The sequence below is a fragment of the Variovorax sp. 05N34 genome (assembly GCF_056397405.1).
The window spans coordinates 370132-388422 of the sequence record NZ_JBFTNI010000006.1; the positions used below are offsets into that span (position 1 = coordinate 370132).

The 18291-nt window shown below is 63.3% G+C and carries 12 protein-coding genes; 9 read left to right on the forward strand and 3 right to left on the reverse strand.

The genetic code is table 11. The features are described 5' to 3' along the window. Nucleotides 1–20: 20 nt before the first annotated feature. The gene (locus AC1DMA_RS18760; protein WP_478145153.1) at nt 21–932 is read left to right on the forward strand and encodes a LysR family transcriptional regulator; all 912 of its coding nucleotides are present in this window, start codon (nt 21–23) and stop codon (nt 930–932) included. A gap of 92 nt (nt 933–1024) precedes the next feature. Further along, nucleotides 1025–1342, forward strand: coding sequence for a hypothetical protein (locus AC1DMA_RS18765; protein ID WP_478125658.1), 318 nt, complete (start codon nt 1025–1027; stop codon nt 1340–1342). 23 nt (nt 1343–1365) lie between these two features. Here AC1DMA_RS18765 and AC1DMA_RS18770 read toward each other — a convergent pair whose 3' ends face one another. After that, nucleotides 1366–2319 carry a LysR family transcriptional regulator gene (locus tag AC1DMA_RS18770; protein WP_478145154.1) on the reverse strand — a complete coding sequence of 318 codons (954 nt, stop codon included), beginning with the start codon at nt 2317–2319 and terminating at the stop codon, nt 1366–1368. A gap of 165 nt (nt 2320–2484) precedes the next feature. Between AC1DMA_RS18770 and AC1DMA_RS18775 the strand changes: the two genes are divergently transcribed. The 5 genes from AC1DMA_RS18775 (at nt 2485) to AC1DMA_RS18795 (ending at nt 15484) form a co-directional block, all read left to right on the forward strand. After that, a complete protein-coding gene (locus AC1DMA_RS18775; RefSeq protein ID WP_478145155.1) occupies nt 2485–4212 on the forward strand; it encodes an FAD-dependent oxidoreductase in 1728 nt (575 codons plus the stop codon). A gap of 33 nt (nt 4213–4245) precedes the next feature. Further along, entirely contained in the window at nt 4246–5223 is a 978-nt protein-coding gene (locus tag AC1DMA_RS18780; protein ID WP_478145156.1) for a Bug family tripartite tricarboxylate transporter substrate binding protein, read from the forward strand. A 319-nt stretch (nt 5224–5542) separates the two neighbouring features. Beyond that, on the forward strand, nt 5543–6838 hold the full coding sequence (locus AC1DMA_RS18785; RefSeq protein WP_478145157.1) for a tannase/feruloyl esterase family alpha/beta hydrolase: 1296 nt from the start codon (nt 5543–5545) through the stop codon (nt 6836–6838). A gap of 265 nt (nt 6839–7103) precedes the next feature. Then, nucleotides 7104–7322 (forward strand): hypothetical protein, encoded by a 219-nt coding sequence (locus tag AC1DMA_RS18790; protein WP_478125653.1) that lies wholly within the window; start codon nt 7104–7106, stop codon nt 7320–7322. Then, nucleotides 7319–15484: a glycoside hydrolase family 94 protein gene (locus AC1DMA_RS18795; RefSeq protein ID WP_478145158.1), complete on the forward strand. Its 8166-nt coding sequence runs from the start codon at nt 7319–7321 to the stop codon at nt 15482–15484. Before AC1DMA_RS18790 ends, AC1DMA_RS18795 begins: the two co-directional genes overlap by 4 nt. A gap of 416 nt (nt 15485–15900) precedes the next feature. On the opposite strand, the gene AC1DMA_RS18800 is transcribed toward AC1DMA_RS18795, so the two are convergent. Continuing rightward, entirely contained in the window at nt 15901–16587 is a 687-nt protein-coding gene (locus AC1DMA_RS18800; RefSeq protein WP_478145159.1) for a Crp/Fnr family transcriptional regulator, read from the reverse strand. A 113-nt stretch (nt 16588–16700) separates the two neighbouring features. Beyond that, nucleotides 16701–17420 (reverse strand): Crp/Fnr family transcriptional regulator, encoded by a 720-nt coding sequence (locus tag AC1DMA_RS18805; RefSeq protein ID WP_478125650.1) that lies wholly within the window; start codon nt 17418–17420, stop codon nt 16701–16703. Nucleotides 17421–17694: 274 nt separating this feature from the next. On the opposite strand from AC1DMA_RS18805, the gene AC1DMA_RS18810 reads away from it, so the two are divergent. Next, on the forward strand, nt 17695–17961 hold the full coding sequence (locus AC1DMA_RS18810) for a hypothetical protein (RefSeq protein WP_478125649.1): 267 nt from the start codon (nt 17695–17697) through the stop codon (nt 17959–17961). Next, entirely contained in the window at nt 17936–18208 is a 273-nt protein-coding gene (locus tag AC1DMA_RS18815; protein WP_478125648.1) for a DUF1488 family protein, read from the forward strand. The genes AC1DMA_RS18810 and AC1DMA_RS18815 overlap by 26 nt, the downstream gene beginning before the upstream one ends. Nucleotides 18209–18291 lie beyond the last annotated feature (83 nt).

Sequence of the window (18291 nt, forward strand, 5' to 3'; positions counted from 1 at the left end):
AGCCGTGCTAGCTTCGGCGCATGCCGGCCGACACCGACCTCAACCTTCTGATCGCGTTGAACGCCCTTCTCTCCGAGGCCAGCGTCTCGCGAGCGGCCGAGCGCCTGGGCCTGAGCGAGTCGGCCATGAGCCGCACCCTGGCGCGGTTGCGTGAAGCGACCGGCGACGAACTCCTGGTGCGCGCCGGCCGGGCCATGGTTCCCACACCCCGCGCGCTGGCCCTGCGCGACCGCGTCAAGGAACTGGTCGAAGAAGCCAGTGCCGTGCTGCGGCCGGAGGGCCCCGGGCTGAACCTGGGCACGCTCGTGCGCATGTTCACGGTGCGGGCCAACGATGGCTTCACCGAGGCCTTTGCGCATCTGCTCGTCGCGCGCACCGCCCGCGAGGCGCCGGGCGTGCGCCTGCGCTTCGCGCCCAAGCCGGACAAGGACGTGCGCCCGCTGCGGGAGGGACTGATCGATCTCGACGTCGGTGTTCTCGGCGAGTCCGGCCCCGAGGTGCGCGTTCAGGCGCTCTACCGCGATCGCTTCGTTGCCGTGGTGCGGCAGGCGCATCCGCTCCTGGCGCAAGGCGAAATCACCCCTGAGCGATATGCCGCATGCGACCACGTGGTCACATCGCGCGGAAGACGGATCACGGGTTTCGTGGACGACGCGCTGGCCGCTTCCGGCTTGACGCGGAATGTCGCGGTCGTCGTGCCCAGCTTCGGCACCGCGCTGTCGACTGCGGCCGCGACCGACATGGTGGCGCTGATACCCGCGTCGTACTTCGAGCACCTGAGGGCAAGCACCGGGCTGCGCTCCTTCGAACTGCCGATGCCCACGGAGCACATCACGATCTCCCAGATGTGGCACCCCCGACACGACCGGGATCCGGCGCATCGATGGCTGCGCAGCGTCGTGCTCGAGGTGTGCCGGAACCAGCGCCAATAGGCAAGTACTGTCACCGTGCGAGGCCAGCATCGGTACTTCCCTTTAGGGCAGTTGCCAGCCATTGGGGGAGTCTGTCAGCATCGGACGGGCCCATGCAACTGTTGCAGGGATCACGTTTCGAAGAGTACAAGCACATGAACGCCGGCAATGGGTCCGAAGCAGCCGTGCGTGGCGATGAGCAGCGCGTGAATTCACCGTCCGAATTTGAGAATCTCAGCAACGACCAGTTGGCCGCGCTGGCTACACAGTGGCGGACTCGCGCGTTGCATGGAGAACGAGACGCGAATGGTCGGGCTCATGAACTCGAGCGCGAACTGCGCCGAAGAAGCGGAGCCCAATCTACGCTCGGGGCGGACCTGCACGCCAAAGACAAAGGTGCAGGTCCTTGGTGGGCATTCTGGCGCAAGTAGTTCGCCCTCCCAAGCTTTTATGGCTACTTCGGAAGTTGTTCAAGGTTGGGTTCTCGGTAGTGCTCGAACGTTCGCTTCACGAGGGCACGCAACCAACACACCGCCGGGTCGTTGTGAAACCGGGGATGCCAGTGCTGGCTCAACGCGAACTGTGGAAGCTCAATCGGCGGTTTTACGATTCGCAGCGTGCCGTACCTGGCGAAGGCGCTCGCAAGTTCCATCGGAACGGTAGCGATGAGGTCTGGATGCCGCTCAAGCAGTAGTGGCACAACGAGAAAATGAGGCGTCGTCAGGAAGACGTTGCGCTCCAGGCCCTGCTCCTCAACCAGCTTGTCGTAGGCAGTGCCAAGCTTGCCTTCGAGGGAAACCACAACCTGGGGCATCTGCTGGAACTGCTCCATCGTCAGGCTGTCACTGATCGAAGTGTTGCGGGAGCTTACGACGGTGACGAACGTATTGAGGAAGAGGCGCTGGCGGTAGAGGCCTTCTGGGGCCGACCTGATGGAGCCCAAGGCCAAGTCCACCTCGCCAGAGGCCAGTAGACCTTCAATTTGTTCGATGGGCACCTGCACCGTCCGCACAGTGCAGTTAGGCGCCTCCTGCCGCAGTTCGGTAAGAAGGGGCGGAAGGAACACCAACTCTCCGACGTCCGTCATCGCAAACACGAATGCTCGGCGCGATCGAGCTGGGTGAAAGCCAGCTTCCGCCAAGACTTGCTGCTGGACGGTGGCCATGATGTCGACGACAGGCTGTCGCAGTAGCTCTGCCTTTCGCGTGGCGACCATCCCCTGTGACGACTTCACGAACAGGGCGTCGTCGAAGAAGAACCGAAGCCGGCCAAGCGAGTGACTGATAGCGCTCTGGGTCGTTCCAAGTGATTCGGCCGCACGGGTGACACTCTGTTCGCGCAGCAATGCGTCGAGGACCCCCAGAAGGTTGAGGTCAAGTTGCTTGAGGCTTGTGTCGGTAGGGGCCATGGGTGGCAAGCGTGCCGCAATGCAGCATGAATCGTGCTCATTCTAGGCATGAGCGTCATCGCGTTGTCTCATTTGCAGGCCAGCCGTATCGTCTGCCCGCTACTTCAAGGCAGACCCAATGAGACAAGCCCCCGCCTGCAAGACGGCCTCAAACGGAGGCCAGGAATGAAGTTCGCCGACTTGCCTGATGCAGGTACAAGCGGATTGGACTTTCAGGCCCTCGAATTCGACTTTCAGCGGTCTCCTGACCAGGACATTCCCGAAACAGCACGCAAGCCGGTGGTGGTGGTTGGCGCTGGGCCTGTCGGCTTGAGCCTCGCGATTGACCTGGCGCAGCGGGGCGTGCCCGTCGCCTTGCTCGACAACGACTTCAGGCTTTCGACGGGCTCACGTGCAATCTGCTTTGCCAAGCGCACCCTTGAGATTTTCGACCGGCTCGGATGTGGCGACCGGATGGTCGAGAAAGGCGTGTCTTGGAACTTCGGCCGCGTCTTCTTCGGGGCCGAGCAAATCTATGAGTTCGACCTCTTGCCAGAGGACGGGCACGAAAGACCAGCCTTCATCAACCTGCAGCAGTACTACGTCGAGGGCTACTTGGCAGAACGAGCCGCACATCTGCCGCTCATCGACCTTCGTTGGCACAACAAGGTGTCAAACGTAGAGCAACAAGCCGACCACGTTCTGCTGACCATCGATACGCCAGAGGGTCCTTACCGACTGGCAGCCGACTATCTGGTCGCGTGCGACGGATCCAGATCCTCGGTTCGCCAACTCATTGGCGAGGAGAGCAAGGGCCGAATTTTTCGCGACCGGTTTCTCATCGCCGACGTGAAGATGAAGCTGGAACAGCCCGCCGAGCGGTGGTTCTGGTTCGATCCTCCGTTCCATCGCAATCAAAGCGTGCTGCTTCACATGCAGCCTGACGGCGTGTGGCGCATTGACTTCCAACTGGGATGGGACGCCGATCCCGAAGTGGAGAAGAAGCCGGAGAACGTCGTTCCCCGAGTCAAGCAGATGCTCGCCCACACTTGGCTGAAGGACGCCGAGTTCGAGCTTGAGTGGGCAAGCGTCTATACCTTCGCATGCCTGCGCATGGAAAAGTTCAGGCATGGGCGCATCTTCTTCGCGGGTGACTCTGCGCATGGTGTGTCGCCCTTCGGAGCGCGCGGCGCGAATTCCGGCGTGCAGGATGCCGAGAACCTGGCCTGGAAGCTTGCAGCTGTCTTGCAGAGGCGGGCGCCGGATGCGCTGTTGGATAGTTATGCAGCGGAACGTGAGTACGCCGCCGACGAGAACATCCTCAACTCGACCAGAGCGACCGACTTCATCACGCCCAAGAGCGAAGTGAGTCGGCTTTTCCGTGACGCGGTGCTGGAACTCGCCCGGAAGCACCCGTTCGCGCGCTCGCTTGTCAACAGCGGGCGTCTCTCGGTCCCATCCACCCTTCGCGAGTCATCCTTGAATACGCCGGTGCCAGATGGTGCTTGCGAACGAATGGTCCCTGGTGCGCTGGCGTGTGATGCGCCAGTTCGGCATCCTGATGGCAGGTCGACCTGGCTGCTGCGCCACCTGGGGCCAGACTTCACCGCGCTCGCTTTCGCCGACGGGGACGAGAGCGGACATTTGGCGAGGCTTCGCGACGCAGCAGGGGCAGCGGGTCAGTTGAAGGTGCTCGCAATAGCCGCAACTCCAGCTGTCGCTGACGCAGATTTCATTGACGCACAGGGACTGGTCGCGAAGCGGTACGAGATGCAACCAGGCTCAGTCCTGCTCGTGCGTCCCGACCAGCATGTTTGTGCACGCGGCAGCCTTTCGGACCCGGGTTGGCTTAGCACCGCCCTGCAGCGTGCACTCGCCGTGCATTGCGAAGCGCTCCGCGCCGCTCGCGGCTAGCCCGCTTAATTTGAAACTACCAACGGAGACAAGATGAACCGCATAAAACTTTCACGTCGCAGCGTGCTGCAAACCGGGCTTCTCGCGGCCGCGATGCCTGCGCTTCCGGCGTTCGCTCAGGATAGCCGGCCTATTGAGTGGGTTGTTGGATACGCTGCCGGTGGCGGCTCGGACGTTGTGGCAAGAAGTGTGGGCGACGCCATGAGCAAGTCGCTCGGTCAGGCCATTGTCATCAACAACAAGCCAGGCGCTGCAACCAATATCGCCGCGGGCTACGTGGCGAATTCCAAGGACTACGGGCACGTCTTGTTGTCTGCGGATTTTGCGACCTTGGCTGTCAATCCGTGGTTGTTTTCGAAGCTGCCCTACGACCCTGCGAAGGACTTTCAACCTGTCGGCATGCTCGCACGATTCCCCATGCTGCTGGTGATCAGTCCGAATGTGCCGGCGAAGAACCTTGCAGAGTTTCTGGCATGGGCCAAGGCCAATGGACCGGTAGCGTATGCATCGGCAGGAGTCGGGAGTCCCCACCACTTGGCAGCAGAGCTCTTTCGGGAGCGCACCGGCTTGAGCTTGCAGCACGCGCCATATCGAGGCGCCGCCCCTGCCGTTCAGGACTTGATGGGCGGGCAGATTCCATTCGGCTTCATCGATACGGCGAGCGTGCAGCAATACATCGCCACAGGGAAGCTGCGCGCACTCGGCGTCGCGAGCCCGTCTCGGTTGGCCACGATGCCTCACGTTCCCACTCTCAGCGAGCAAGGTGTGAAGGACTTCACTGCCTATGCATGGCAAGGATTGGTCGTCCCAGCCGGCACCTCCGCTGAGGTGGTTTCGAAGCTGAGCAAGTCGTTGCAGGACGCGCTCAACTCGACACCGGTCAAGGCCCGCTTCCAAACCCTCGCATTGGAAGGAATGCCTGGCACACCACAACAGATGACCGCCTATGTGGAAGCGGAGCGAGAGCGCTGGGGGAAGGTCATCAAGGCAAATTCCATCAGGCTCGACTAAGCCTCCGAATCGCTTCACCCACAACAACCCACAGGAGACAAACGTGATGATTCCTTCAGTTCAAACCTCGGAACCTGCTTCGCTTCGAGTGCCCTTGGCTTGCTTTGTTGCAGCGGCCGCACTCATTGCTGGATGCGGCGGCGGCGGCGGGTACGCTCTCCCGCCAATTGCTGGAACACCAAGCGGTAGCGCACCTTCGAGTGGAACCGCCCCCGGACCCACCGGAGGTGGCGAATCACCTACCGCTGACGTCGCCCCAGCAATCTCGTGCGACACGCTGGCGGGGCAAACCATCGAGAACGTCCAGGTTACGGCCGCCGTGAACGTTCCCGCCACAGCAACGTTGCCAGCGTACTGCAAGGTCAATGGAACGCAGGTTGGCACGCAGCACGACATTGAGGTCCGTCTGCCCGATGTCTGGCAGCGGCGGTTCGTTCAGCAGGGTGGAGGAGGGTTCGATGGCTCCATTCCTCCCGTGGGAAAAACAAACGTCGCCTTATCGCAGCACGCGGTGCTCACTGCGAACAATGGTGGCCACCGCGACCCGAGCGGTGCCGTACTCCTGAATAACTCTGCTGTCGTGCAGCTGTATGCGCATACCGCCATCAATGTTGCGACGAAATTTGGCAAGGCAGTCGCGGAGAAGTACTACGCGAAGACAGCCAGCTACTCGTATTACCAAGGCTGTTCGAACGGGGGCCGAGGAGCGCTGAACGCCGCGGCAAAGTACGGCTCGGATTTCGATGCTGTTATCGCGGGCGCGCCAACTCGAAATCTCCCTGGCCAGATCGAGCAGTGGACGCGTGCATCGGCACTTGCAATGCCCTCGTCGACCAAGCTCGCGGCGGTCAATGCCGCCGCCGTTGCCAAGTGCGATGCACTTGACGGGGCGGCCGACGGAATCGTCTCGAACTGGTCAGCATGCCAATTCGATCCAACGACTGACGTCCCCGCTGCGGCAGGCCTGACTGCCGACGAAGCCTCCGCCGTCAAGGCGCTCATGACGGACCTCAAGCTGGTGGACGGCAGAACGATTTACTCGGGCTTCGGCGTCGGAAGCATGGCCCAATGGGGCCCGGCCTATGCTTCGCTCGGCGTGGGCCATATGAGGAACATTGTCCTCAACGACGCGAATTGGTCGCCTTCCGGCTTCAGCGTAGACACCTACTACCCTAGCATCGCGGGCGTGATTGATGGCTACTACGGCTTCAGTGCATCGGTAAGCGGCCTTTCCGACTACCTCAAGGCAGGCAAGAAGATAGTGATTTGGCACGGCTCCGACGATGCATTGCTGTCGCATAGGGACACGATCCGAACATGGGAGCCCGTGGCTTCGTCGGCAGGTGCCGCAGCTGCTGCCAATTCGCGGCTCTACATTGCTGCTGGTGTGAACCACTGCGGAGGCGGACCGGGCGCTGACACCTTCGACTTGCTGACGCCGACCATGGCCTGGGTGGAGAAGGGTACTGACCCGGGCACGCCAGCCGCGACCAAGGTGAATTCGTCCGGAGCAACGCTGTTTTCGCGCCCGCTCTGCCAATACCCGGCGTACCCAAAATACAAGGGTAGCGGTGACATCAACGATGGCGCGAACTATCAGTGCAGCGCAACTTGAGGTAGCGAGCATGGCATCGCGTGGTCCCCACGCGTGACGGGGCCGCGGGCGTCTTCTGCAGACAAGCGAAGACGCCCGCTTGTTCGGGCGCGTAGGCGCGCATCCAGGACCTCCCGCAAGCAAATTCGCTGAACACGGCGCAGCTTCCTACGTCGAAACCAGACAAAGAAGACACAAGAGTCTGCAATTAAGAGTACCCTGACAGTCACGTTCACAGCTCTCGCAATTGCGCGGTGGTCAAGGTTCGTCCACAGGAATCTTCGCCATGTCGCCCCCCCAATTGCTCGCCGGTTCTCAAATCGAATTCATCACCGGCGACTTTGACGCGCTGTCTGCCCACATGCGACATTGCGCGTTGGCACGAGGGCGATGGTTTTCGATCAGGAGCCATCTACAGCGGGTGCGTTCAGTCGCCGCTGGCCGCCTCGTGACCATGGCCTGCGTGGCCGCGGTGCTCGGCATCGGACTGTTCGCGGTCGCTTGAGTGCCGCTGCGGTCGTCGCCCGGCTCGCCATGCTCAGCGAATATGCACGCCGTCTCCTCTTTGGCCCCCATCCGCAGGTAGAACCCCCGATTCGGGCGGAGCTGTTCGGTGCGCAACGTTTCGAGCAGCACGGCCAAAGCCTGGCCCGCGCGCAGGTGGTGCAGCACGACGCCTCTCGCGGCGGCAGCGCTCCTTTTTTCCCGAGGGTGGACAAAAACCTCGAATCGCTGCGCGAGTCCTTCGACTACATCGCACTGACTTCGCGCAGCGGCCGCTATGTGACGCCGGCGGCCGAATGGCTGCTCGACAATTTTCATTTGGTCGAGGCGCAACTCCATCAGATTCGCGAGGGCGTGCCCCGCAGCTACTACGCGCGCCTGCCCAAGCTCTCCGAAGAACCTTTGACCGGCCTGCCGCGCGTCTACGGTATCGCTTGGGCCTATGTGGCCCATACCGACAGCGTGCTGAACGAGGAGCTGTTCACCGCCTTCCTCAACGCCTATCAAGACGTCGACGAACTCGCGCTCGGTGAACTGTGGGCTTTACCGACGACGCTACGCGTGGTGCTGCTGGAAAATCTGCGGCGCGTCGCCGAAAGCATCGCCGAGCACAAGGCCGCACGGGAGATCGCACATGCAGTGTGGGATGCGGCGGGGGCGCTGTGCGTGCAGGACCTGGATGTGCTGTACCGCGCGCTTCAAAGCCGCGGCATGCAGTGGATCTATCTCACCCAACTGTGGCAGCGTCTTCCGGTCGAGCACGGGGACGACTTACCTGTGCTCGTGAAGTGGACGGAACAACACTGCCCCAATGGTCCCGCGCTGATTGCAGAGGCGCAAACCGCGCAGGCGGCCGCCAATCTCACCGTCGGCAACATCATCACGACGCTGCGCATGATCGGCCAGCTCGAGTGGGCCGACTTGATCGAACCGGTCAGCCGGTCTTTGCGCGTGCTGCGAACACTGCCGAGCTTCAGCCGCGAAAGTGAAATCACCAGACGGCAGATCACTCACGCCATGGAGCAGGTCGCGCGCACAAGTCGCCACCCTGAAAGCGAAGTCGCTCGGGAGGTATTGCGCCAGGCATCTGACGCCGTGGCCGAGCCGCGCAAGCCAGAGGACGACACGGACCCTTGGTTGCTGGCCCAACAAACGGCAGGCTATTACCTCTTCGGTGAAGGTCGTACGTCATTGATCGCTGCGCTGGCGGCGGGCGGCAGCGGCGCGCGCCCTCTCGCGCAGCCGAAGACTGCGCCCGGCAACTGGCGCCTGCCGCTTTACGTGATCACGATCATCAGCGGCATCGCGCTGCTGCTCGCAGCAGCGGTACACGAACTCGATCGCGTCGGATGGCAGGTCGCAACTTGGAAGTCGATCGTGGCGCTGGTACTGCTTGCCTGGCCGCTTTCTGAAGCAGTGATTGCGCTGCTGCACCGCATCTTGGCTGAGTCGACCCATGTCAACGCATTGCCGCGGCTGGATTTTGCGGAGGGCATTCCGCAAGCGCATTCCGTACTCGTGGTCATTCCGTCCATGCTGGATTCGCTCGAAGCCAATGCGCAGCTTGTCCATCGCCTCGAGCTCCATTGGCTTGCGAGTCGCGAGGACCATGCGCAATTTGCGCTGTTGACGGACTGGGAAGATGCGCCGCACGCCGAGATGCCGGACGACTCGGCCTTGCTGGATGACGCAGTCCGGCGCGTCTCAGCCCTCAACGAGGTATATCCCGCTCCGGCGTCCGCTCCTCCTCGCTTCGCGCTTCTGCATCGTCCACGAACGTGGTCCGACACCGAACAGCGCTGGATGGGCTGGGAGAGAAAGCGCGGCAAGCTCGAGATGCTGCTGCGGGTGCTCGCGGTCGGCGATACGAGCGGATTTGTTCCGATGGCCGCGGGATTTAGGCTTGCGGCACGAATCCCCTATGTATTGACGCTCGATAGCGACACCGGCCTGCCTCCAGGCACGCTACGCGAACTCGTCGCGGTGGCGGCTCATCCCCTCAATGCGCCGCAGATCGACCAAGTCGGCCGACGCGTCGCTGCTGGCTTTGGCATCTTTCAGCCGCGCGTCGTCGCACCCTTTCCCGAGCGGCGCGAGCGCTCGTTGTTTCACTGGATGTTCGCGGGCCAATGCGGACTCGACCCTTACAGCAACGGCGCTTTCGACATCTATCAAGACTTCTTCGGCACCGGCTCCTTCACCGGTAAGGGCCTGCTCAATGTGCAGGCCGTGCATTTCGCGCTGGATCGGCGCGTGCCCGATGGCCTCGTGCTGAGCCACGATTTGCTCGAAGGCACGGTTGCCCGCTGTGCGATGGTGAGCGACCTGGTCCTGCTCGAAGGCCATCCCCACCATCCCGGTGTCGCCGCCTCGCGCATTCACCGCTGGACGCGCGGCGACTGGCAGCTGTTGCCGTTCATGTTGCACGCGCGACGCTTCGGAATTGACGTACTCGGCTTGTGGAAGATGACTGATAACCTGCGGCGTGCCATGGTAGTGCCAGCGTCCGCGGCGCTGCTCGCATGGGTTGTCTTCACCGATTCATTCCCCTTGAGCTGGGCGCTCACCGCTGTGGGCGCGGCGCTCGTTCTCGGTCCGTTGCTGGGAGCGCTCGCGGGGCTGGTGCCGACGCGGCGCTCGATCGAGCTGCCCCACTTTTTTGATGTCGGTTCCGTCGAGTTGCTTCGCGCCACGGCCAGCGGTGCATGGCAGTTCGTGCAACTCGCGGCGCAGACGCTCCTGCTTCTGGACGCCTCCGCACGCGCTGCGTGGCGGATCGCAGTCAGTCGGCGACATTTGCTCGAATGGACGACCGCAGCCCAGGCGCAAATGCAGGCGCGCTACGACCTGCCTGCGTTCCTGCGAGGTGCGGGTTTGACGAGCGCGGTGTGCATCGCGCTCGCGGTGGCGTCGCTATGGAGCCCGCACCCCCAAGTGGGTGCTGTTCTTTTCGTGCTGTGGATGCTCGCCCCCCTCGTCGCTTGGTGGAGCAGCCGCACGCCAATCGAAGGCGCGCTGACTGGCGAACAGCACGGCTATCTCGAGGCCCTGGCACACGACACCTGGCACTTCTTCGAGCGCGTGGTCGGCCCCGAGGACAACCATCTGCCGCCTGACAACCTGCAACTCGATCCCGAACCGATCATTGCCCATCGAACTTCGCCCACCAACATCGGCATGTACCTTCTGTCATGCTGCTGTGCACGTGAGTTCGGGTGGATCGACACGCCAGCGCTTGCTGCTCGGCTGACCGCGACGCTTGACACTGTCGATCGGCTCGAAAAGCATGAAGGCCATCTCTACAACTGGTACGACACGCAAACGCTGCGGATGCTGCCGCCCGCCTATGTATCGAGCGTGGACAGCGGCAACCTGGCGGGCCATCTGATTGCCGTTGCGCAGGCGTGCCGCAGCTTTTCTTCCGGAAGCATCCAGTTGGAGACGATCGCTCGGCGTTGCGAGATCTTGTGCGCCGGAATGGATTTCCGAGGGCTCTATGACGTCAAGCGGCACCTCTTTCACATCGGCCTGCGGGTCGAAGAGAACGCCCTCGATGCGAGCTACTACGACCTGCTCGCCTCCGAATCGCGCCTCCTGAGCTTCCTTGCCATTGCGAAGGGCGACGTCCCCCAGCGGCACTGGATGGCACTCGGCAGGCCCTTTCTCTCGGTGGGCGTGAGAGCCGGCCTCAAGTCCTGGTCTGGCTCGATGTTCGAATACTTGATGCCGGCGCTCGTGATGGCGGAGCCGGTCGGCGGTTTGCTGCAAGTCGCCAACCTTGCCGCCATCAGTGAGCAGCAGAACTTCGGCTCGACGCAGAACCTGCCATGGGGCGTTTCGGAGTCGGCCTACTTCGCGCGGGACCATTCGCTCGCCTACCAGTACTCCCCCTTTGGCGTGCCCCGCCTTGCGCTGCGTAGAACGCCCCCGACCGATCGCGTAGTCGCGCCTTACGCCACCGCAATGGCGGCGCTGCTGCGGCCGGTCGATGCTTTCGAGAACCTTCGTCTGCTCGAGTCGCTCGGCACACGCGGCGAGTTCGGCTTCTTCGACGCGGTCGATTTCACCGTCTCGCGTCAGCCCGCCGGCCAGCCCTTTACCATCGTGCGCAATGTCATGGCCCATCACCACGGCATGACGCTCGTGGCGCTTTGCAACGCCGCGCGCAACGGTGCGCCGCGCCGCTGGTTCGGCAGCGCACCCCTCGTGCAGGCGCATCAGTCGTTGCTTCACGAGCGTACGCCGCGGCAGATCATCGGCAGCGCGGATCCGCGCACACCGCCAGTGCCGGCAATTGGCGAAGCGCCTCCCATCTATCAACCACGGGTGGTCGATCCGATGGAGCGCGGCTTTCAACCCACGCACTTGCTGTCCAATGGTCAATACACAGTGGCGCTGCGCGCCAATGGCGCGGGCGTGAGCCGCTGGCGGGCGTTCAACGTGAGCCGTTGGCGCGACGATCCGCTGCGCGACGGCTACGGCACGTTCTTCTACGTGCGCGATGCAGGCAGCAGCGCGCTGGCCTCCTTGACAGCCTTGCCTGCCCCGGGCGAAGACTGGCGCTACCGTGCGCGCTTTCTGGCCGACCAGGTTCAGTTCGACGCGAGCGGGCCGGGATTGCAGGCGCGCATCACGGTGCTTATCAGTCCCGAGGACGACACGGAACTGCGCACTGTATCGCTGCACAACACGGGCGCCGAGACGCGCACCATGGAACTCTTTTCATATTTTGAGCCGGTACTCTCCGACCCGAAGGCAGATGAGGCGCACCCGGCTTTCGCCAATCTTTTCCTCGAGAGCCGCTGGGACCCGGATTGGCGCGCGCTGCGGATGTCCCGCAAGCCTCGGCTGCAAGGCGAACCCATGATGGCGGCCGCGCACTTCATCGCAGCGGTCGATGCTCTGGTGCTGGCTGTCGACTGCATGACCGACCGGCGCGCCTTCGTCGGGCGCAATCGCACGCTCGCGACGCCGGTGCTCGATCCGCAACCGCGGGGGGCCGACGGCTTGCCGATCAATGGCCTCGATCCTATTGCCTGCTTGCGCGTGCGTCTTTCGATTGCGCCAGGAGCCACTGCGCGCGTGACCTTTGCGACCGCTGCCGCCGACAGCGCGGAGGAACTGATGCCCCGCATCGATCGGTATGCGCAGCCGATGCACGTCCAACGCGCGACGCGCATGGCAGCCACTCTCGCGCAGGTGAGATTGCGCGACCTGAGCATCGACCCGGCGACGAACGTGGCGCTGCAGGACCTCACCACGATCCTTACATACACCACGCCTCGTGTCATGCGCGATCGCGGCTTGATCGACCTGCATCAGATCTGGCGCTTCGGAATTTCGGGCGACAAGCCGATCGTTCTGGTCACCATCCACTCCATCGCTGGAATGGGCCTGGTCGACACGTTGCTGCGCGCGCAACCTTGGTGGGGATTTGGCGGCGTGGCTTGTGACCTGGTGGTGCTCAATAGCGAGCCGCAGTCATACCTGATGCCGCTGCAACGGGAGATCGAAGCGCTGCGCACTCGTGTCGGCCAACAGACGCAGAACAGCTTCCCGCGCAACGACGCCGCGGGGTTCTACCTGCTGCGCGACGCCGAAGTGGCGCCTCCGGAAAAAGCGGCGCTGTCCAGTCTGGCGCGCGTGGTCTTTACCGCCGACGGAAGAGCGCTCGAATCCCAGGTGGCAGCGCTGCGCCAGGCCGCAGTCAGCCCGAACAACCTTCCCAGGGTAGTGCGCTTGGCGGCTCCGCCGGTCCAGGCGGCCCCGCAAGCGCGCCAAGTCGATGCAGCAGCGAACTCGTTGCAAGGCGACTTCGACCCCGAGAGCGGCGAGTTCCGCTTCGATATCGACATGCACCGTCGCCCGATGCGGCCCTGGATCAACGTCATCGCCAATGCGTCGTTCGGCTTTCAGGTCTCGGAATCGGGCGCCGGCTACACATGGGCCGTGAACAGCCGGCTCCACCAGATCACACCCTGGTCCAACGATCCTGTCTGCGACCCGACGTTTGAACACTACCTGCTGGAAGATCTTGACACTCGCGAATTGCTACCGCTGACGCCTGGGGGATCAAGTACCGCCACCGCCACAACGCACCGCGTGCGCCATGGCCAGGGCTACACCGTCTTCGAGTGCCTGCACCGCGGCGTGATGATGGAAACGACATTCTTCGTTGACCGTGACGAGCGGATGAAGCTTGTGCACGTCGAAGTACGCAACGACGGTGCAAGTGCGCGCCGGCTACGTGCGCTTGCCATGGTGGAGTGGCAACTCGGGGCGGCGCGCGGGGAGCGCCGCACCGTGCATACGTGGAAGGCCAATGATCTGCCAGCGGTGTTCGGCCAGCAGCGCGAATCGAGTGCAGGCTTCGGCGGCAGCACCGCCTTCGTGCAACTTGCAGGGCTCAACGCAGCGGCACAGTGGACCTGTGACCGCGGCGAATTCTTCTCAGGCGGCCAAGGCGCGATCGAACTGCCTCAGACACTGAACGCGCGCGGCGGCAGCGGCCTCGATAGCTGCGCGGCCATCGCGGGCGAGTTCAGCCTGCCGGCCAGCGAGAGCGTCAGCTTCACCTTCATGCTGGGACACGCGGACGATCCGGAGGCCGCTATGCAGATGGCCCGCCGCTGGCAGCAACGCAGCGGTGCCGAAGCGTTGTCGCAGGCGCGCGCATTCTGGGACGAACTGCTGGGTCGGCTGCAGGTGCGCACGCCAGACCCGCTCTTCGATGCGATGGTGAACCGTTGGCTGATGTACCAAACGCTGTCATGCAGGCTCTGGTCCAAGGCCGGCTTCTACCAGGCCGGCGGCGCCTTCGGCTTTCGCGACCAGCTGCAGGATGCAATGGCCTTTGCACTGACTGATCCGGCGCGTCTTCGCGACCAGATACTGATCAATGCGGCGCGTCAGTTTCCCGAAGGCGACGTACAGCACTGGTGGCACATGCCAGGCGGCGCAGGCGTGCGCACGCATTTCTCAGACGATCTCTTGTGGCTGCCCTATGCTGTTTCGCACTACATCGACGTGACGGCGGATCGCTCTGTGCTCGATGAGACAGCGCCCTTCATCGAAGGGCCGGAAGTTGCACTTGGGGCCGAGGACGCGTACTACGCGCCGCAGATCGGCACCCGGGCGGCCAGCATGTACGAACATGGCGCGCGCGCCATCGATCGCAGTCTCGCGACCGGCATACACGGATTGCCGCTGATGGGCACGGGCGACTGGAACGACGGTATGAACCGCGTCGGCCATGAGGGCCGCGGGGAGTCGGTCTGGCTGGCATGGTTCCTCTGCGATGTGGTTGAGCGCTTCGCGCCGTTTGCGGAATCGCGCGGCGATCGAGTTCGAGCGCAGCGATGGCAGACGGCTCGGCGGGGCTGGGTCGAGGCCTTGCATGCATCGGGCTGGGATGGCGCGTGGTTCCGGCGCGCCGTCTTCGACAACGGCGCGCCGCTGGGCTCATCGAGCGATGAGGAATGCCGCATTGACCTGATCGCCCAAGCGTGGGCGACGATCTCGCGTGCCTCGGACAAGGAACACACGTCGAGAGCGCTGTCATCGATGAAAGAACTCCTGCATGACGTGCCCCACGGCTTGATGCGCTTGCTGCACCCGCCCCTGGTGCAATCGACGAACAACCCCGGATACATCCAGGCCTATCCCCCCGGCGTGCGAGAGAACGGCGGGCAGTACTCGCACGCGGCCGTGTGGGCACTGATGGCGCAAGCACTGGAGGGCGATGTCGAAGCGGCCTGGCTCACATTCGAGGGCCTGAGCCCCGCACATCGCGCGCGACATCCGCAAAGGGGACCACTGTATGAGCTCGAGCCCTACGTGATGGCTGGAGACGTCTACGGCGGGGCCCCCTACGCCGGTCGCGGAGGCTGGAGCTGGTACACCGGCTCGGCGGGATGGTTGCATCGGGCCGCCGTCGAGACCCTGCTGGGGCTGACGGTGCGAGGGGACCGACTTTCGGTCACGCCCAGGGTGCCGGCGGACTGGCCGGGTTTCGAGTTGACGCTGAAATTGGCGGAACGCGGGTTCGTGCTGCGATACGGCCATGTCGAATCGGACGAAGCGACGCACCGCATCGCCGTGGGCGAATGGATCGCATGGGCGGCGTTGCCGGAAGGAGCGGTGGTTCAGGTGGACCCAGCGTGATGCTTGCGCGCGGGTATGCCTTTGACAACGACCAATGCCACCTGCAGCGCTTTCGTTCAGTGATGGAGGCAGAGCGAGAAAGCTGCGACAACAGCGAGCCCGCGAACCATTCGGGACCGAGCCGGGGCGCTGGCGGCGACTTTCAGAGCGTCTGCAGCCCACACTGCTACCGGCCCTGACTCAATCGACGCGCCCCTTGATCAGTCAGGTATTCGCAGCCTCTTGGGTCGGATGCCACCAAGCCATTGGACCTCAAGCGATGTGATACGCCAGTCGTTTCGGCGGGCCGGCTCCTCCCATTTTCATTTGCCAGGCTTTGCAACCTATTCCACTGTGCATCGTTGAGCTGGATTTTCTTGGCCATTTCCCCGCGTGTGGAATTTAACTCTTGGCAGTAGACGAAGGCTTGCGTGACGTCACAGCAATTCATGATATGCCCTCCGGTCTGCGCCGTAGCACGCGCAGGCCACCGCTTCGAGCCCCTCGCGATCCAGTACTGTCAGGGTGCCGCGACGGTACTCGATCAGCTCCTTCCGCTGAAGGGCACCAGCGGCTGCCGTGATGCCAACACGACGCACGCCTAGCATGTAGGCCAGAAATTCCTGCGTCATGGCGAAGCTGTCGGCATGCGCGCGGTCCTGGCTCATCAGCAACCAGCGCGCCAGGCGCGGCCCGATCAGATGAAAGCGCAGGCATGCAGCGGACGCGGCCAACTGCATCATGAGGACATGCGTATAGCGGGCCATTGCGCGCCGCAGCGCGGAGCTATGCTCAAGCTCGCGCCGGAAGTTGGCAGCGGTGAGGCGCCAGGCGGTGCCAGGGCCCTGCACCACCGCGCGTAACGGCGTGGTCGAAACGCCAAGTGCCAGATGCGCTCCGAGCATGCCTTCGCGGCCGACCATGCCGACCTCCAGGCCCGGATGGCTATCGATACGGGCGACTAGTGAAATGAATCCGTCGACCGGAAACCAGGCAAAGCGGGTGTGCGCTGCGCACTCGTACACCACATCCCCCAGCACCAATTGAACCGGCTGGCAAACAGCAAGCAAACGCTTGCGATCTGCGCGGGGCAGCAATTGGATGAGATGGTTTTCTGGGGCCAACTGACGCTTTCGAAGGGTAAGGCGCCATAGTCTGCCCGCCGCCGCGCACCCTGACTGTCTGCCAACGCACACAGCGGCAAGTGATCGGCAGCGCCTCGCTCACGCACGAACGCTCAGGTCGCAATGTCGGCCGGAAGCAGCCGGTCGTACTCGGACTTGACGACCGCATAGCACTCGCAGGTGCGCTTCTCCAGCCCCGCGCGATCCAGCACCGAGATGTGGCCGCGCGCATAGCGGATCAGGCCGGCCTGCTGCAGCTTGAGCGCACCCTCGGTCACGCCTTCGCGCCGAACACCGAGCATGTTGGCAATCAACTCCTGCGTCATCACGAGCTCGCTACCCTGCAGGCGGTCGAGGCTCAGCAAGAGCCAGCGACACAGTTGCTGGTCCAGCGAATGGTGCCGGTTGCACACAGCCGTCTGGGCCATCTGCGTAATCAATGCCTGGGTGTAGCGCAGCAGCAGGTGCAGCACAGGACCTGCCCGGTTGAACTCCTCTTTCATGAGATCGGCCTGCAATCGGAACCCCCGGCCGGCGCTCTGCACCACCGCACGGCTGGGCGTCGATTCGCCACCCATGAAGAGCGAAATGCCGACGATGCCCTCATTGCCCACCACCGCGATCTCGGCCGAGGCGCCGTTCTCCATCACGTACAGCAACGACACGATCGACGTGGTCGGAAAGTACACGTGACTCAGCGTTCTGCCCGATTCATAGAGTACCTGCCCCAACGGCATGTCGACAGCCTCAAGTTCTGGGAACCAGCGCTCCCGCTCGGGGTCCGCCAGCGCGGCAAGCAGATGGTTCTTCAACGGGTCGGGGGACTTGGGCATCGCGCAAACTCCGCAGCAAAGAAGACACCTAGGATCAGTCGGAGCGGCGCCCCTCGCGCACCCGACAAAGCCAGTATAGGGGTCGCTGCTTGCCTGTGTGCGGTGCCGCACAGTAACCGCGACGCGACTCGAAGATCAAAGCAGAGGATAGGCGTCGACTTGAGCGGCCAAGCCGCCGGCCGATGCATTGTGTCTGTGCGCTACCGAACTGACGACCGGCCGTGCGTGGCGTAGAAGGGACCATCGGGCTCAGCCCCTGCTCAAGCAAGGCACCATGGAATACGACCGCGACTCGACGCGCCTTTCTTATCAAGGCTGGGAGATAAGCAGCCACCTCAGCAGTGTTTCCTTGGGCGGCACGGTGGCCGCAGGCGCGATGCTGTACTTCAAAGACGCGTGCCAGTGCCACATCATCTCGTGCAGGCAATTCGCCCATGGCAGCGATGCCATCCATGCCATCGAAGCAAGAGCGTCGCTCTGGATCGATGACCGAAGAAGCAATCCCAGAACCTCCCATGTCGTACCCTCCTTTCTTTCATGAGGCCTCGGGCTCCGTCCACTTTTGGGTTCCCATCGATGGCGCGCTGGTGGGCGCGAGCATTGGCAAGGAGACTCTGCATTACTGCTATCGGCCGACCGCCAGTGACGACGAGCCGCTGGCGACCTACCAGCATCACGCGCAGGAAATCGATGCGGCTGTGCGCAGGCGCGTCTCGGGCGGTTCCGTCGAGCCGGTGATGTTGCGCGACTACGACCTGCACGAAGCAACGGGAAAGGGCATCGAATAGCCTCAGAACGACTCGGCCCCGGAGTCTCAGCAAGCTTCGCAGTTTCACAAAGGCCGGCCCGTGGCGTGGTCGGCCGAGCACTC

What these genes read in the sequence shown, in the direction of transcription:
- AC1DMA_RS18775 (WP_478145155.1), top strand. Translation starts at nt 2,485, where the DNA reads ATGAAGTTCGCCGACTTGCCTGATGCAGGTACAAGCGGATTGGACTTT.
- AC1DMA_RS18780 (WP_478145156.1), top strand. Translation starts at nt 4,246, where the DNA reads ATGAACCGCATAAAACTTTCACGTCGCAGCGTGCTGCAAACCGGGCTT.
- AC1DMA_RS18805 (WP_478125650.1), bottom strand. Translation starts at nt 17,420, where the DNA reads ATGCCCAAGTCCCCCGACCCGTTGAAGAACCATCTGCTTGCCGCGCTG.
- AC1DMA_RS18770 (WP_478145154.1), bottom strand. Translation starts at nt 2,319, where the DNA reads ATGGCCCCTACCGACACAAGCCTCAAGCAACTTGACCTCAACCTTCTG.
- AC1DMA_RS18760 (WP_478145153.1), top strand. Translation starts at nt 21, where the DNA reads ATGCCGGCCGACACCGACCTCAACCTTCTGATCGCGTTGAACGCCCTT.
- AC1DMA_RS18815 (WP_478125648.1), top strand. Translation starts at nt 17,936, where the DNA reads ATGTCGTACCCTCCTTTCTTTCATGAGGCCTCGGGCTCCGTCCACTTT.
- AC1DMA_RS18810 (WP_478125649.1), top strand. Translation starts at nt 17,695, where the DNA reads ATGGAATACGACCGCGACTCGACGCGCCTTTCTTATCAAGGCTGGGAG.
- AC1DMA_RS18790 (WP_478125653.1), top strand. Translation starts at nt 7,104, where the DNA reads ATGTCGCCCCCCCAATTGCTCGCCGGTTCTCAAATCGAATTCATCACC.
- AC1DMA_RS18765 (WP_478125658.1), top strand. Translation starts at nt 1,025, where the DNA reads ATGCAACTGTTGCAGGGATCACGTTTCGAAGAGTACAAGCACATGAAC.